The following is a 14,099-nucleotide window of genomic DNA, read 5'->3' as shown; positions in this document are numbered from 1 at the left end:
GAAATCAAACCGTTTCTGCTATGGCATATCGGCTCTATTCATGAGGTTATTTATGTCCTCACCGCTGTGGCGATTGCTATATAATTTTACTTGCAAGCAATAATCGGGAAAAGTCAATGACAAATAGACCAAAAATACTTGCATTTGCCGGAAGTATCCGGGAGGCATCCTACAACAAACTGCTGGTAAAAGTTGCGGCGGCTGGGGCTAGGGCGGCGGGTGCCGAAGTTACTTATCTAGATTTGCGCGATTTACCGCTGCCACTATTTGACGAAGATTTGGAAGCCAAAGAGGGAATCCCAGAGAATGCCCGGAAGTTGAAGGAATTGATGGTAGCTCATGACGGGTTTTTGATTGCTTCTCCCGAGTATAACAGTTCGGTTACGGCTGTGTTGAAAAATGCGATCGACTGGGTATCGCGCCCAGCACCGGGCGAACCGGGATTGGTGGCATTTACTGACAAAGTAGCGGTAATTATGAGCACTTCCCCTGGCGGGCTTGGCGGTTTGCGGGGATTGGTGCATTTGCGATCGATCTTGGGTAATATTAACGTGTTCGTGCTGCCAGATCAGAAAGCAATTCCTCAAGCTTTTGGAGTATTTAACGCTGACGGTACAATGAAAGATCCCAAACAGCAGGAGTCTGTTGAGAATCTCGGCGCTAAGTTGTCTAATGTGCTGTCCAAATTAATCGCGTGAGGCGATTTTACTCGTTACCAGGCGCAAAGCGCCTGGTACGCAGAACCGGTTGCATAGATCTTTGATAGAGCCCGTCAACCACTCCTTCAAGGCAGATCAACACAGATGTAGTGCAGATAATCTTAAGATAGTTTACCACTTTTGCAATCTTGTCTATTGTTGACTATATTTGGAAGTATTGATTTGATATAATCTCAAAAATATAACCCACTCAGGCAGAGCGAGAACCAAAGCGTGAAAGTCAAGCGTCTAAAAATGAACTCATTCCGAGGCATCAGAGATTTAACCTTGGAGTTTAATACCGATGAGCCTACTGTGTTCATCGGTATTAACGGTGTCGGAAAATCTAGCATACTTGATTGTCTAGCCATTCTTCTATCCAGTCTGACAAAGCGAATTCAAAACCCCAATAGTTCTGGGCGCTCTTTCAATGAAGATGATATCAAAAAAGGATGCAAAGAAACTCATAATGAAATTACAATTTCAATGGACAATGAGCAGGAATTAGTATGGTCTTTAACTAAGGTAAGTAAAAGGCGAAGTAAGGAGACTAGCAGCAACCTTGGGGAGTTAAAAACAGTTGTTGATAAGATACATCGTCAGTTAGATTCTACTTCTTTGGTAGACTTGCCTTTAGCAATTTACTATCCAACTAACCGTGCCGTACTTGATATTCCTTTGAAGATTAGGACGAAACATTCGTTTGAACAGATAACTGCTTATGATGAGGTACTCACGGGCGGTCAGATCGATTTTAGGCGCTTTTTTGAGTGGTTTAGAGACCGGGAAGATTTAGAAAATGAATTACGACTAAATAGTTCTAATGAGTATCGCGATCGCGAATTAGAAGCAGTCAGAGATGCGATCGCTAACTTATTAGACGGCTTCTCAAATTTACGGGTTAGGCGATCTCCTTTGCGAATGACTGTAAACAAAGAAGGCGATGAACTGATCGTCAATCAACTATCCGATGGTGAAAAATGCTTGTTAGCACTAGCAGGTGATTTAGCAAGGCGTTTGGCGATCGCAAATCCGAATCCATTATGCAATCCACTTAAGGGTTCCGGCGTTGTTTTGATTGACGAGATTGAGCTACACTTGCACCCAAAATGGCAACGGGCTATTATTCCGAATCTGGCAAAAACTTTCCCTAATTGCCAGTTTATAATTACCACTCATTCGCCACAGGTAATCAGCGATATCAAATGGGTTCATCTTTTGATATCAACATCTGAAGGAATTGTAATGAAGCGCGTACCATCCTATGGTAAAGATAGCAATCGAATTCTAGAAACGCTCATGGGAACTCCAGAACGTCCGCAGGAAACTCAGGAATCTTTATATGAACTGTTTCGCTTCATAGACAAGGGTGAACTTGACAATGCACGGCGATTGCGTCAAGAATTAGCGCGCAGAATGGGAGAAGAAGATCCTGAATTTGTGAGAGCAGATTGGCTAATTCAACGCAAGGAAATTCTCAATCAATGAAATACATTCAAAAGAGGAAAGAGCCTCAAAATTTTTCCGACTGGAAGGATACACAGAAGTCTATTAATGTCAACTATCATTACAGATATCTTCTAAATCCTGAAAAAAGATCGGTACACAGTTTTTTGCTAATTGAACAAGGCTACATTTGCTGCTACTGTTGTAAGAGAGTTGAGCAAAGCAATAGCCATATTGAACATTTAGCCCCTCAAAGTAAGACTGATGCAGAATTATCTCTTGATTATATAAATATGCTAGGTTCTTGTGGCAGAGATCCAGATTGGCCTGAGTATTGTGGCAATAAAAAGCAGAATCTTGCGATCGCAGTTTCACCGCTACAGTCCAACTGTGAAGATTTTTTTACTTATTCTAGTAATGGTGAGATAGTGCCAAATACAAAGAATTTAGCTGGCCAAAAAGATGCTGAAACAACAATTGAAGTTTTGGGACTCAACCATTATGACTTAACGCAAGGACGAATTCAAGCACTTAAAGCACTGGAAGGAGTAATGACACAGGAAGAGGCAGAATTATTAGCTCAATTTTGTAAAAAAATGGATGCACAAGGGCGATACCAGCCTTTTTGTAATGCGATTTTGTATTATCTGAAGGATTATTTTGGAGTTGATTAAATTTAATCTCACCCAAAGATTGCAGATTGGACAATGGGACTTAACTTAAATTGTACCACTACCGCATCACCCGATCGACCTAAAAGAAAACCACCCGATCGCACATTGGCACTCAGAGACCAAAGCAAGCATAATTTAACCATCGGTCATCGGTCGGTTATACTTGTTACCAACAGTATGGCAGGCGCGGGAGACTCCTCCCTCACACCTGCCATGCAGTTTTATTTAATAATTTTACGATTTGTGCGATCGCTCAACTAAGATAACATAGGTTCGTAGTGAGGACTTCAGTCCTTCTTTTTTTGCGGACTAAAGTCCTCACTACAAACCTATTTGCTTATTACTCAACTAAGATAACATAGGTTCGTAGTGAGGACTTCAGTCCTTCTTCTTTGCGGACTAAAGTCCTCACTACAAACCTATTTGTTTATTACTCAACTAAGATAACATAGGTTCGTAGTGAGGACTTCAGTCCTTATGAAAGAGCGGACTAAAGTCCTCACTACAAACCTATTCGGTTCGAGGCGACTTGATATCATCCCATTTTTTTCTTTTTCCAAGCTTCAACAAACGGCAAAAACACCGATACCAACTCCTGGCGACTCATCACCAAAGTCGGAAAAGAAATCCTCCCGTAATTCTTCCCCACTGTCAGCGGAAAAATCGCCTGAGATTCCAGCGGTAGCCAAACCGCACCCGCAGCTTTCACAATTACCCAACTTCCAGCAATATCCCAAATTTTCGGAGTCGCTTCTACTCCTCCCATCGCCACACCGGAAGCCACCATCAAAAAATTGTAACTAGCCATTCCCAACATCCGAATTTTACTCGGAAGATGAGGCCCAATTCCCACACTCCGGGAACACAAATTAAAAATATGATTTCCACTTAGTTTATCAGCACTCGGGCGAATCGGGCGATCGTTTAAAAACGCACCTTGAGGCATATTTGTCAATACTTCATCGTCCCCGAAATCTTCTGCATAAAAACCGTAAAAAGTTTGATTCAGAGGTGGCAAATACACGCAGCCAAAAACCGGAGTTCCGCGATACAATAAACCTAAAGAAATTCCCCAAATCGGAATTCCGCGAGCAAAATTAGTCGTAGCATCCAGAGGATCGACCACCCAACACCATTCAGTATCGGGTAAAACGTGTTCTCCTTCCTCGCTCAAAATCCCGTGGCTGGGAAACGCAAGTGCGATCGCATTTCTAATCTCTGCATCAGCCCAATTGTCAGACTGCGTAACCAAACTGCCATCAGATTTCTCATCCGCTTGTGCAGAGCCGAAATCTTTCAAAAACTGCTGTCCGACTGTCTTGACAGTAGTCTGAGAAAAAGTTAAAATAGAATCCCAAAAATCTTTCATTTGTATTTTGTTCGTAGAAAGGACTAAAGTCCTTACTCCACGATATCATTAGGAATGCAGTCCTCACTACAAACCTGAGTTTTTTATTCCCGAGATAATGCGGACTGAAGTCCTCACTACGAACCTTCGTCTAATTTATTTGTTTCGCAGTCAGGAGTTGAGTTTTTTTTTCCGAGATAATGCGGACTGAAGTCCTCACTACGAACCTCAGTCTAATTCATTTTCCAGGATAGTTGCGATCGCACTTTTAGCATTATCCTGAAACTCGGCAACATCCACCCGACTCAAAAGGTACACAGCAAAAATCATACCCGCCGCCGGCACAGCAAAAACTAACCCGTAAGCCAACATCGGCACCCCAAACAAAGTCCTGCCAAAATCCAAAATAGCACCACCGCTAACCGTCGCCACACCCCGCGCCATCGCCTGCGACAAACCCCAAGCGCCAATAAAAGTCCCCGCAGTTTCCGCAGCAGTCAAATCCAACATCAAACTCAGCGCCCCCGTCGTTGTAATTCCCGAAGCTAAGCCGAAACACATCAAAGCCGACTTAAACACAGTGGGATTACCAGTAAATCCCGATAAAATAATCAAGCCAAAACAAGCCGCCACCGACAAACAACCCAATCTAATCGTATTTTGCTTGCCGATGCGCGGTACAATTAAAAAACCTGTGGCGCTCAAACCGATGAGAACACCAGTACCGTAAATAGCATTCAACTTGGTACTTTCCGAAATCGGCATCTTAAAAATTTCCCCGCCGTAGGGTTCCAAAACCGCATCCTGCATAAACAAACAAATTGTCATCACCAGCAGGAAAGTAAAAAATAAACCGGTTTGGCGGCTAGCAGTCAAAATCCGCAGCGCACTTCCCAAAGTAATTTTATCTTCTCGATTCACTGCGAGCGATCGCGCCCCGTAACGCGAATACTTTTTCTCAACCCCAAAAGTTGCAATCCCCACCAACAGCAAAACCACCGCCGGCACCTTCACAAACAAACCATTAATCGAAGCCTGTAAAACTTCCCGCGGCACATCCCCATCAATCTGCTTCAACAAACCGCTGCTGACAATCGCCCCGATAATAATACCAACCATCAGCATCGACCATACCACACCCACCAACTTCGATCGATCCTCCTCATCCGAAACATCCACCAACAACGCAGCAAAAGGAGTCGAGCTCGAACAAATCGCGATACCGTAAAGCGCAAAAACCAAACCCAACAAACCCACCCAGCCGTAAGTCGGAGTCGTCCACCCCACAGCGTCCAAACTAGCGCCCAAGCGCCACATCACCTGCACCGCCAAAAAAGCCGAAATTACAAATAACAACCCTCCCAGCCACACGTAACCCGTGCGGTGATGCCCAAACAAAGGCTTAGCATCCGACATTTGCCCGAACCACACCCTAGCCGGGGCGACAAACTGGTGCATCGCCAGGGTACCCGCCACCACAGTAGCCGGAATCGCCAACTCCTTAATCATCACGCGATTGAGCACCCCCAGGGTCAAAATCGACATCATGCCCAGCCCCATCTGAAACAAACCCAGCCGGAACATAGTAGCGAGGTCAATTCTCTTGATAGTAGCAGTCGCGGAATCTGTTAATGTAGAATCTGGCAAAGAGTCGATCGGCATAAGTATTCAAATAAACAGAGCATCAGCATTCATCGTAACTGATACGAGTTACAAAAATAATCCAACTGTAGACAAGCTGCAAACCCATACACCATCACTTATTCCCAATCTAAAATCGTTCGACTGAGCGAAGTCGAAGTCTAAAATCGTTCGACTGAGCGAAGTCGAAGTCTAAAATCCAAAATGGTATGAGATATCGCAACGGGCTACCATTATTCCGCCAGCTAGAAGCTCGTTAGCGAAGCCCTCGAAGAGGATCGCGATTATTTATATAAAAATAATAGACAATAAAGAATTGTGGATTTACCAACCGTGACAACCATTACCTTGGGACAAAATGGCCCAGCCGTCATTCCCCTGTGCGTCGGAACTTGGGCGTGGGGCGATAAACTATTTTGGAACTACGGCAGCAACTACGGCGCCGCCGAAGTAGAAGCAGCATTCAACACATCCCTAGATGCCGGAGTCAACTTTTTCGACACAGCCGAAGTCTACGGTAACGGCTTGTCAGAAGAATTGCTGGGGCAGTTTATCAAAAAAACCAGCCAACCCGTCCAAATAGCCACTAAATTCGGCCCCGTACCTTGGCGGATTTCAGGAAAATCAGTTTCCGAAGCCTTAAGTGCCAGCTTAAAACGGTTGCAAGTAGAACAAATAACCCTTTACCAAGTACACTGGCCCTTCAGTTTTTTGCTGAGTCAAGAAACGCTGATGAATGCCTTAGCAGACGAAGTAAAACAAGGCAGAATTCAAGCAGTAGGAGTCAGCAACTATTCCGAAGAACAGATGCGCGAAGCCCACAAAATATTAGCAGCCAGAGGAGTTCCCCTAGCAACAAATCAAGTTCGTTACTCATTGCTATCGCGGCAAGTAGAAAAAGAAGGAATTGTGCGTGCAGCCCGCCAATTGGGAGTCACGATTTTAGCATACAGCCCCTTAGCCCAAGGATTGCTGACAGGCAAATACAGCGCCCAAGAAGAACCGACTGGAGCCCGCAAATTTGACTCCCGCTTCAGCAAAGTGGGCATCGAAAAAATCGAATTAGTCATGTCCACCTTGCGGAAAATGGGAAGAAAGCGCGATCGCACACCCGGCCAAGTTGCCCTAAACTGGTTAATAGCCCAAAACGGAGTCATCCCAATTCCCGGCGCCAAAACCGCAAAACAAGCCGAAGAAAATGCAGGCGCCCTAGGCTGGACATTAAGCCAAGATGAAGTCTACCAACTAGAACTAATGACACGTCCTTGGCGAGAATAATACGACTTATTCACCACCACTCAGAAACCGGGTTTTTTCGCAAAATACACAGATTTTACACTGCAAATTTGGTAAAAAACCCGGTTTCTTTAGCTTAATGCGTAAGTCCTATTTCAATAAGGTTCATATCAGAAAGTGCAAGGGTAAAACGAGAGTAAAAAATAGATACGGAGATTGCTTCGTTCCTCTCTTCGGACACCGCTAGCTGAACCGTATTGATTCCTGTTCTTCCTTCTTCCTTCTTCCTTCTTCCTTCTTCCTTCGTCTTACTATGAAACTATTAACAGACTGGGGTTTCACCCGCGAAGGCTTGCTCAACAACAGCCGCGGCGAATATTTAGTATTGCTTCAAGGAGCATTACTCGCAGGATTTGCCATCTTACCAGTTTATCAAATACCAGGATTCAAAATTCAATCAACTCAATTAATTTATCTTACCTGGATTCTGGCAAGCATCCTCGGCTTAGGTGCACTAATTTTAATCGTCAAAGGATTGATTGACTTAGGAAAAAACCTCACACCTTTACCTTATCCCATAGAAAATGGAGAATTAGTCCAAACAGGAATTTACAGCATAGTGCGGCATCCATTATACAGCGGCTTAATCTTCGCAGCCCTCGGCTGGACACTTTGGCAAATGAGCATATCGCACTTAATAGCCACTGCAATTTTACTAATATTTTTAGACATCAAAGCCAACCGCGAAGAAACCTGGTTAACCGAAAAATATCCCGACTATTCAGAATATCGCCAGCGAGTCAAAAAACTAATTCCAGGAATTTATTAAAAGTTTTAGATTGCGGTTTGAATCAAGCGTTCTATGATATATTCGACGATCGCAGGCTGTAGCATTAAAGTTGTTGGCGCGTTCTCATTGAGCGATCGCCGATCTTCGATGAGCGATCGCTCCGCCAGCGCCTCCAACGCTTCCATCAGCGGCCGTCCAGCAACTTTGGGCAAAATTTCAGCTTTTAACCTCGCAGGAGTCGCTGCATCTTGATTAAGGGCTAACCAGTACATGATTTGTTGTTGCAGGGGAGACAGGCGATCGAATTGGCGATCGAGCAAATCCCACAAATCGCTAAACACAGTATTTCCTTGCAATAAAAATGCCTGAATATCACCGCCAAAAAGTGTTTGAATAGTCGTGGCTGCAATTTTAATCGCCAGGGGATTGCCACCAAAGTAGTTGACAATATCTCTACTTTGTAGTAGCGTTGCCTTTAATCCTTTATCGGCAAGGATTTGCTGGCATACAGGCGGTGAAAGGCCGGAGAGTTTGAGCGATCGCACCGGCAAATTTTCGCCCGATCGCACAGCAAATCCGCCCGGTTGTTCTCGTCCCGTTAAAATCAGACAACTGTGGTGAGATTCGTCAGCAATACGCCCAAATAACAGTCCGTAATCTTCATAGCCTGGTTGATATTGTCCGCTGCAAATTCCGGCTTGCAAAATCGACTCCAGATTGTCGAAAATTAACAAACAGCGTTTTTGTCGCAACTGTTCCATCAGAGAAGAAATAGAGTTATTGGTTGTGGCTGATGAATTAGTTAAAATCGGTAAAATATTGCTGAGGATAACATCTAAGGTTGGTGCTTGCTGCAAACTGCGGTAAATCACGAATTCAAATTGAGATTGAATTTGCTGAGCGAGTTTGACAGACAGAGAACTTTTGCCGATACCGCCAAGTCCAAAAATACCGATCGCACGAGTAGAATTGCTACTAATCCAAGTTTCTAAAGTTTGCAATTCCTGTAGGCGGTTGTAAAATTGGGAAACATCGATCGCTTCTCCCCAATCTTGGATGCAGTTATGTGCTGCGCTGCGATGCTGGTAGCGGCGCAAGACTGCTTGAAGATTGTGCTTTGAAACTTGTTCACCGATGATTTTAGAGAGCTTTTGCCACAAATGCGAACCGACTTGTTTGATATAGTCGTGTTCGTAAAGTAAGCGATCGGCTATTTCTTGATAAGAATGTCCTTCCCAAGTTTCCAGAAAAACGAGAGATTGAATGTCATTGAGTTTTTGCTTTTTGTTTGCGGATTGTAACAAAATGTCAATTAGGGCGATCGCCTCTTGTGCTGTCATAAATTGTCATATTAATCTATTCAATAGATTTACCGATTATTCTGAGTGGGGGGTTGTGTTTCAGGATAGAAAACAAATTTATTGAATTAACCGCAAGGTAGCCCCTTTTATACTCGGCGGTTGAAACCGCGTCTCTACGAATAAAGTCTGCCTTTGCGGACTAAGAAATAAGAGGGATATTTAAACCGGATTTGCGATGAGGTCAATTCCACAATCTCAAATCTCAAATCGATCGAGTGAATTTACGTAACTTTACAAAAGCTTGTCACTTTTTCTCACCGCCAGGGCGATCGGGTTTGGGTTTTGATGAGGAAAGTCAAGAAGGAGAAATACTTATAAATATGCAACCAAGTCAAGACTGCTTAAATCTTATCAAAGAGTCAGAAGGTCTACATCGCAAACTTCCTGATGGAACAATTGGAGCTTATGTCGATCCAGTCGGGGTATGGACGATTGGTTATGGATCAATTCATCACATTAATAAAAACAGGGCTGTACAAAAAGGTGATGTGATTACCGAAGCTGACGCTTTACGCTGGTTAAATGTGGAAGTGACAGAGAAGGCAGACGCAGTGAATAACCTGTGCAAAGTTCCTCTCAAACAAGGTATGCTTGATGCTCTGGTTTCGTTCGCGTTTAATTTCGGATCGGAAGCCTTAAAAAAATCAACACTCCTGCGTAAGCTCAACACGAACGACTACGAGGGAGCAGCCCGTGAATTCGATCGCTGGATTCATGGGAATGGGAAAGTTCTACCAGGATTAGTGATTCGTCGCAATAAAGAAGAAGCTTTATTTCGGCGGGAGGGATGGCCGGGTGATGATGTTGAAATTGCTGCGTCCGATAATGTTGCAGCTCTAAACAAACCTTATGAGGCTCCAGAACTTCCTCTGAAGATTACCCGTACCCTCAAGGAAGGATCGGCAGGCGAAGATTGCTACATCCTCAATTGTGCATTAGCAGAGCGCGGTTTTCTTAAACTTGACAGTCAGCCTAATAGCTACACTGCTGTCACTAAAGAAGTTGTTACACGGTTCCAAGGTGAAAATAATCTCAAGGTTGACGGGCTTTTCGGTCCCAAAACAAAAGCAACACTTGCTGCCGCACTCGCTAAGTCACGCAAACGTTTACCTGAGCCAATGTTAGAACGGGTTTATTGCCGTCTGACTCGCACCTATAAGGTAAATTCCGACGGGCTGGAGTGGTTGTCACTAGACTTTATCAGTTCTCAGCAGAACGTTCTTAACTCGCTTCCTGTTGTTTCAGGTGTTAGTAGCAGACAGATTTTCAATCTTCCTGAAGATAGCGATGCAGGGAGTTTAGAGCCAATTCCTCAAGGACGCTACGTCATCGGCGATATTGATTGGGCGGGTGATAAGAACAACTACGATGTTCCTCACTTTCATAAAAATGATGGGATTGGTCCAGTCTTTGTTCCTCTAATCAAACATTTCACCCAAATTGACGATCGCGATGCTTTTGGCTTTCATGTTGATTGGAACGAAAGACATTCACCAGGTAGTGCTGGATGTGTTTGCCCAACCACAATGGAGGATTTGAAAGAACTGGTCAGGCTTTTGCGTCTTTACGATCCTCGCGACCTTTTTGTAGACTGGGATCTGCTGTAGGTGGACACTGCCCGTTAACACTCTCTAGGGCGATCTGGAAATCCTGTCCTACAAGATATCTCAGGGGTTGTCTAAAGTTTGAAAAGTGTTTGAATAGTAAGCCGATCGCACCTCACACCTTCACTCCCTCACCCAATAACGGGAAATGAAGGTTACAGGTGCGATCGCCCTTTCCTCTACCTTGACAATCTGTAAAGTTACAAACCTTTACAAAAGTCTGTCACTTTTTCTCACCGACAGGGCGATCGGGGTGATTTATTCTTTGAGTTAAGTCAAAGCAAAACTTGTTCAGACTATTCAGAGTTCAACCGCAGATGTGCGGTATAACCCGACTAAGAAAAGTATTGTACCGCATCTGCGACACAATTATAAGTTCGACTGCTTTAGCTTTCGGTTGAGATGTACTTCAGAGTTTTATGTTCGAGTTGAATCTAAAATATGAGGCTTTGTTATGTGGTTATTCAAGCAGATTAGGCAAGAGCCAGTGTTATTTCAGGGACTTATTCAAGCACTTTTTCCCGTGCTAGTGGCTTTCGGTGCTCTTCAGTTGCAGGAGATTCAGTTAGGAACTTTATATGCTTTCACTGCTGCATTGCTATCCTTTCTTACCCGCACTCAAGTAACTCCTCTTTCAAATCCCAGAAATGATTCTGGCAATCGACTAGCTCCTAGACCCAGTAGTGATTCATGACTGAAAGATAGGTTGAGGGGTGCGATAGCCAAGCTATATTAAATTGCAATTGGTGAATGCCATGCAAGCCAAACTTCAGAACTTTCCCTCGCTGATGCCGAAATTATTTTAGGACGCTTGCCCGATCGAATTCAAGCCGCTCTAATTGCTCGTGCTGCTGAAATTGAATACCCGATCGAAGCAGTTATTGAGATGGCAATCGCCAGTTTTCAAGGGCACAGAGGCATTAGGTTTTGTAGATTGCAAACCAGGACGCGGGCAGTAAAATTGTAAAATCTTTTAGGATGTCAATCGCACCTCATCACTCCTTCATCTCCTCACCAAATAACGGGAAATGAAGGTTGCAGGCGCGATCGCCCTTTCCTATAACAACTGACAAATGACAACTGACAACTGACATTTATTCATGCCGCGTACCATCAGGCATCACCGCACCCTTTAAATTCGCCCCCTTCAAATTAGTCTCCAACAGCAAAGCATTCCTCAGATTAGCACCCTGCAAATTAGCACCCTCCAGATTTGCCATCCACAGATTTGCCCCCTCCAAATTCGCCCCCGACAAGTCAGCATTAACCAAAAAAATACCTTTCATAAAAGCACCTGTTAAGTTAGCATTTTTTAAGTTACTTTCTCCCAAATAAGCATCCTCTAAAAACGCCTTTTCTAAATTGCTTTCTGCCAAATTTGCCCCTACCAAATTGCTACTTATCAGGTAAACACCAGCCAAATTTGCCTGTTTCAAGTTAGCATTTACCAAATTGGCACTCCACAAATTGGCATTTTTCAGGTTGGCATTTTCTAAATTGACGCCTTCGAGAAAAACTGCACTCAAATTAGCACCTGAAAGATTGCACTCCCGGCATTGTCTGGTAACAAGCAATTGTCGGACTTGATGCTTGACTGAGGAACCGTTGGCTGCGAAAATTATTAAACCTGTAGTTGCTAAGCCGATCGCACAAACAGTCACCATCCCGATCGCACTTACAATATTTCTCTGTGTCATGCCGCGAAAATCCGGTATTAGTATAAAAATATACCTATAATTTCTAGTGTTGGCGATCGAGTTTTTTGCTACTCTTCCCTTCCCTCATGAAAAAACAGTTAAAACTTCAATTGCTAGCGATCGCCCTAATTTCGATTTTAGCAACAATCGGCGTCGGGTGCGATCGCCTGCTCAAAAAACCCTTTCAACTTCCCCCATCAGCCAAACAAGAGCCCTGGCCAGTGAAAACAGGCCTGCGAGTCGGACTGATCCGCGACAACATCCCAACAGTCAACCGCATAGTTTTAGTCCCCGACGAAGCCACATTCTTAGCAGCAATCCAAAAATGGAACCTCAAAGGACACTGGCCCATTATCATCGAAGATAAAAAATATGCGCCGATGTTTTTGGAGCGCTTCCAACCCGAAGAAATCGTCCGTTTACCCAGCATCAAACAGCAACTCCCAACAGGTCAAAAACTCCAACAATTAATGCACAACAGCGCAGCAACAGCCTGGAATGCCACGGATGCTAAAACCTTAAAAGAAAAATGGAAAGAGCTCGGCTGGGAACCTCCAGGAGTAGTCATCACCTCAGAAAATGACCCAGCACGCACAGCAGCAGTTGCCTTAGCAGCCGCCCGTGGCCAACCTTTAGTATTTGTCGAAGGCAACTTCGGAAAACCCAACAATAACCTCAATGACACACAGTGGAAAACTCTGCAAATAGCAGTTACCAAAGCTGTCGAATCTACAGGATATTTTTACTCTCAACTCGGAGACGCGATCGACACAATCACCATTGTACGCCAACTAGCAGTAAAATATCAATCCCCTCAAAACAAAGACGAACAATTAGCTGTTACCGACGGTTTGGGACGGCACCCCAACGGCGAACGCTGGGCTGCGGCTGGCTGGATTTATGGCTCGGAAGTGCGAGCGATCTATCAAGCCATGTGCGCCATATTCCTCGACAGCGAAACAGCGATGCTGTATGACAGTTACCCAAAAGAAGGAAATTGGGGAAAATACGAAATGGAGTCAGCAGCTAGCGGACTAAAAACCATAGGTTTGAATGTCGAATTAGTGCAGCAACCAGATTCTAGCCTGCAAACTTGGCGGAATTTAGCATCAAAACCGTGGACATTTGACTTAATATTGATGAATTCCAAAGGCTATCCAAAATCATTTCAAGTCGGCGACGGCGATGCCCCAGTTGACGATATACCAAAACTCGAATTTCCCGCAGCAATCCACATGATTCACAGTTGGTCAGCATCTGATCCAGATGATGCAAGTACCGTTGCTGGGCGGTGGTTGCAAAATGGTGCTTACGCCTATGTCGGTAGCGTCAACGAACCTTTGTTATCTGCATTTATTCCGCCTAAAATTATGGTCGATCGCCTAAAACGAGGTGCGCCCTTTTTAATCGCAGCCCGCCAGCTAGAATCGCCGCCCTGGAAAGTCACCACCATCGGCGATCCGCTAATGTCGATCGCCAAACCCAGAGCCAGAATCCGGCCCGCGCAACAACCCATGTGAGGTGCGATCCAACAGGTTTGTAGTGAGGACTTCAGTCCGCATCCTTCATGACTAGGACTTCCATAGCGAACGATCCAACAGGTT

General features: G+C 44.4%; 13 protein-coding genes. 9 read left to right on the top strand and 4 right to left on the bottom strand.

Annotated elements, in window-relative coordinates; all coding sequences use genetic code 11:
• Nucleotides 1–116 precede the first annotated feature (116 nt).
• The 4 genes from QZW47_RS02390 to QZW47_RS02375 all read left to right on the top strand — a co-directional run bounded on the left by QZW47_RS02390 (nucleotide 117) and on the right by QZW47_RS02375 (nucleotide 3,079).
• Nucleotides 117–698 carry an NAD(P)H-dependent oxidoreductase gene (locus QZW47_RS02390; RefSeq protein ID WP_293123217.1) on the top strand — a complete coding sequence of 194 codons (582 nt, stop codon included), beginning with the start codon at nucleotides 117–119 and terminating at the stop codon, nucleotides 696–698.
• A 234-nt stretch (nucleotides 699–932) separates the two neighbouring features.
• Nucleotides 933–2,186, top strand: coding sequence for an AAA family ATPase (locus QZW47_RS02385; protein WP_293123214.1), 1,254 nt, complete (start codon nucleotides 933–935; stop codon nucleotides 2,184–2,186).
• Complete coding sequence (locus QZW47_RS02380) at nucleotides 2,183–2,818, top strand: retron system putative HNH endonuclease (protein ID WP_293123210.1); 636 nt, start codon at nucleotides 2,183–2,185, stop codon at nucleotides 2,816–2,818. The genes QZW47_RS02385 and QZW47_RS02380 overlap by 4 nt, the downstream gene beginning before the upstream one ends.
• Nucleotides 2,819–2,851: 33 nt before the next feature.
• On the top strand, nucleotides 2,852–3,079 hold the full coding sequence (locus QZW47_RS02375; protein WP_293123207.1) for a hypothetical protein: 228 nt from the start codon (nucleotides 2,852–2,854) through the stop codon (nucleotides 3,077–3,079).
• A gap of 274 nt (nucleotides 3,080–3,353) precedes the next feature.
• Here QZW47_RS02375 and QZW47_RS02370 read toward each other — a convergent pair whose 3' ends face one another.
• Together QZW47_RS02370 and QZW47_RS02365 are read right to left on the bottom strand one after the other, a co-directional pair.
• On the bottom strand, nucleotides 3,354–4,187 hold the full coding sequence (locus QZW47_RS02370) for an inositol monophosphatase family protein (protein ID WP_293123204.1): 834 nt from the start codon (nucleotides 4,185–4,187) through the stop codon (nucleotides 3,354–3,356).
• A 207-nt stretch (nucleotides 4,188–4,394) separates the two neighbouring features.
• Nucleotides 4,395–5,828 carry a BCD family MFS transporter gene (locus QZW47_RS02365; protein WP_293123201.1) on the bottom strand — a complete coding sequence of 478 codons (1,434 nt, stop codon included), beginning with the start codon at nucleotides 5,826–5,828 and terminating at the stop codon, nucleotides 4,395–4,397.
• Nucleotides 5,829–6,140: 312 nt separating this feature from the next.
• Here QZW47_RS02365 and QZW47_RS02360 point away from each other — a divergent pair, with 312 nt between their 5' ends.
• Nucleotides 6,141–7,085, top strand: a complete 945-nt coding sequence (locus QZW47_RS02360) for an aldo/keto reductase (protein ID WP_293123407.1) — start codon at nucleotides 6,141–6,143, stop codon at nucleotides 7,083–7,085.
• A gap of 271 nt (nucleotides 7,086–7,356) precedes the next feature.
• The gene (locus QZW47_RS02355) at nucleotides 7,357–7,872 is read left to right on the top strand and encodes an isoprenylcysteine carboxylmethyltransferase family protein (RefSeq protein ID WP_293123198.1); all 516 of its coding nucleotides are present in this window, start codon (nucleotides 7,357–7,359) and stop codon (nucleotides 7,870–7,872) included.
• Nucleotides 7,873–7,877: 5 nt separating this feature from the next.
• Here the strand turns inward: QZW47_RS02355 and QZW47_RS02350 are convergent, their stop codons facing one another.
• Nucleotides 7,878–9,173 carry an NB-ARC domain-containing protein gene (locus QZW47_RS02350; protein ID WP_293123195.1) on the bottom strand — a complete coding sequence of 432 codons (1,296 nt, stop codon included), beginning with the start codon at nucleotides 9,171–9,173 and terminating at the stop codon, nucleotides 7,878–7,880.
• A gap of 236 nt (nucleotides 9,174–9,409) precedes the next feature.
• On the opposite strand from QZW47_RS02350, the gene QZW47_RS02345 reads away from it, so the two are divergent.
• Nucleotides 9,410–10,801, top strand: a complete 1,392-nt coding sequence (locus QZW47_RS02345) for a glycoside hydrolase family protein (protein WP_293123192.1) — start codon at nucleotides 9,410–9,412, stop codon at nucleotides 10,799–10,801.
• A gap of 145 nt (nucleotides 10,802–10,946) precedes the next feature.
• A complete protein-coding gene (locus tag QZW47_RS02340; protein WP_293123189.1) occupies nucleotides 10,947–11,072 on the top strand; it encodes a hypothetical protein in 126 nt (41 codons plus the stop codon).
• A gap of 820 nt (nucleotides 11,073–11,892) precedes the next feature.
• On the opposite strand, the gene QZW47_RS02335 is transcribed toward QZW47_RS02340, so the two are convergent.
• On the bottom strand, nucleotides 11,893–12,495 hold the full coding sequence (locus QZW47_RS02335; protein WP_293123186.1) for a pentapeptide repeat-containing protein: 603 nt from the start codon (nucleotides 12,493–12,495) through the stop codon (nucleotides 11,893–11,895).
• An 86-nt stretch (nucleotides 12,496–12,581) separates the two neighbouring features.
• On the opposite strand from QZW47_RS02335, the gene QZW47_RS02330 reads away from it, so the two are divergent.
• Nucleotides 12,582–14,015 carry a hypothetical protein gene (locus tag QZW47_RS02330; protein ID WP_293123184.1) on the top strand — a complete coding sequence of 478 codons (1,434 nt, stop codon included), beginning with the start codon at nucleotides 12,582–12,584 and terminating at the stop codon, nucleotides 14,013–14,015.
• Nucleotides 14,016–14,099 lie beyond the last annotated feature (84 nt).

This window comes from Microcoleus sp. bin38.metabat.b11b12b14.051, assembly GCF_013299165.1.
Taxonomy (GTDB): Bacteria; Cyanobacteriota; Cyanobacteriia; order Cyanobacteriales; family Microcoleaceae; genus Microcoleus.
The sequence above is the reverse complement of the archived record's forward strand: the minus strand, read 5'-3'. Positions and strand labels throughout refer to the sequence as shown.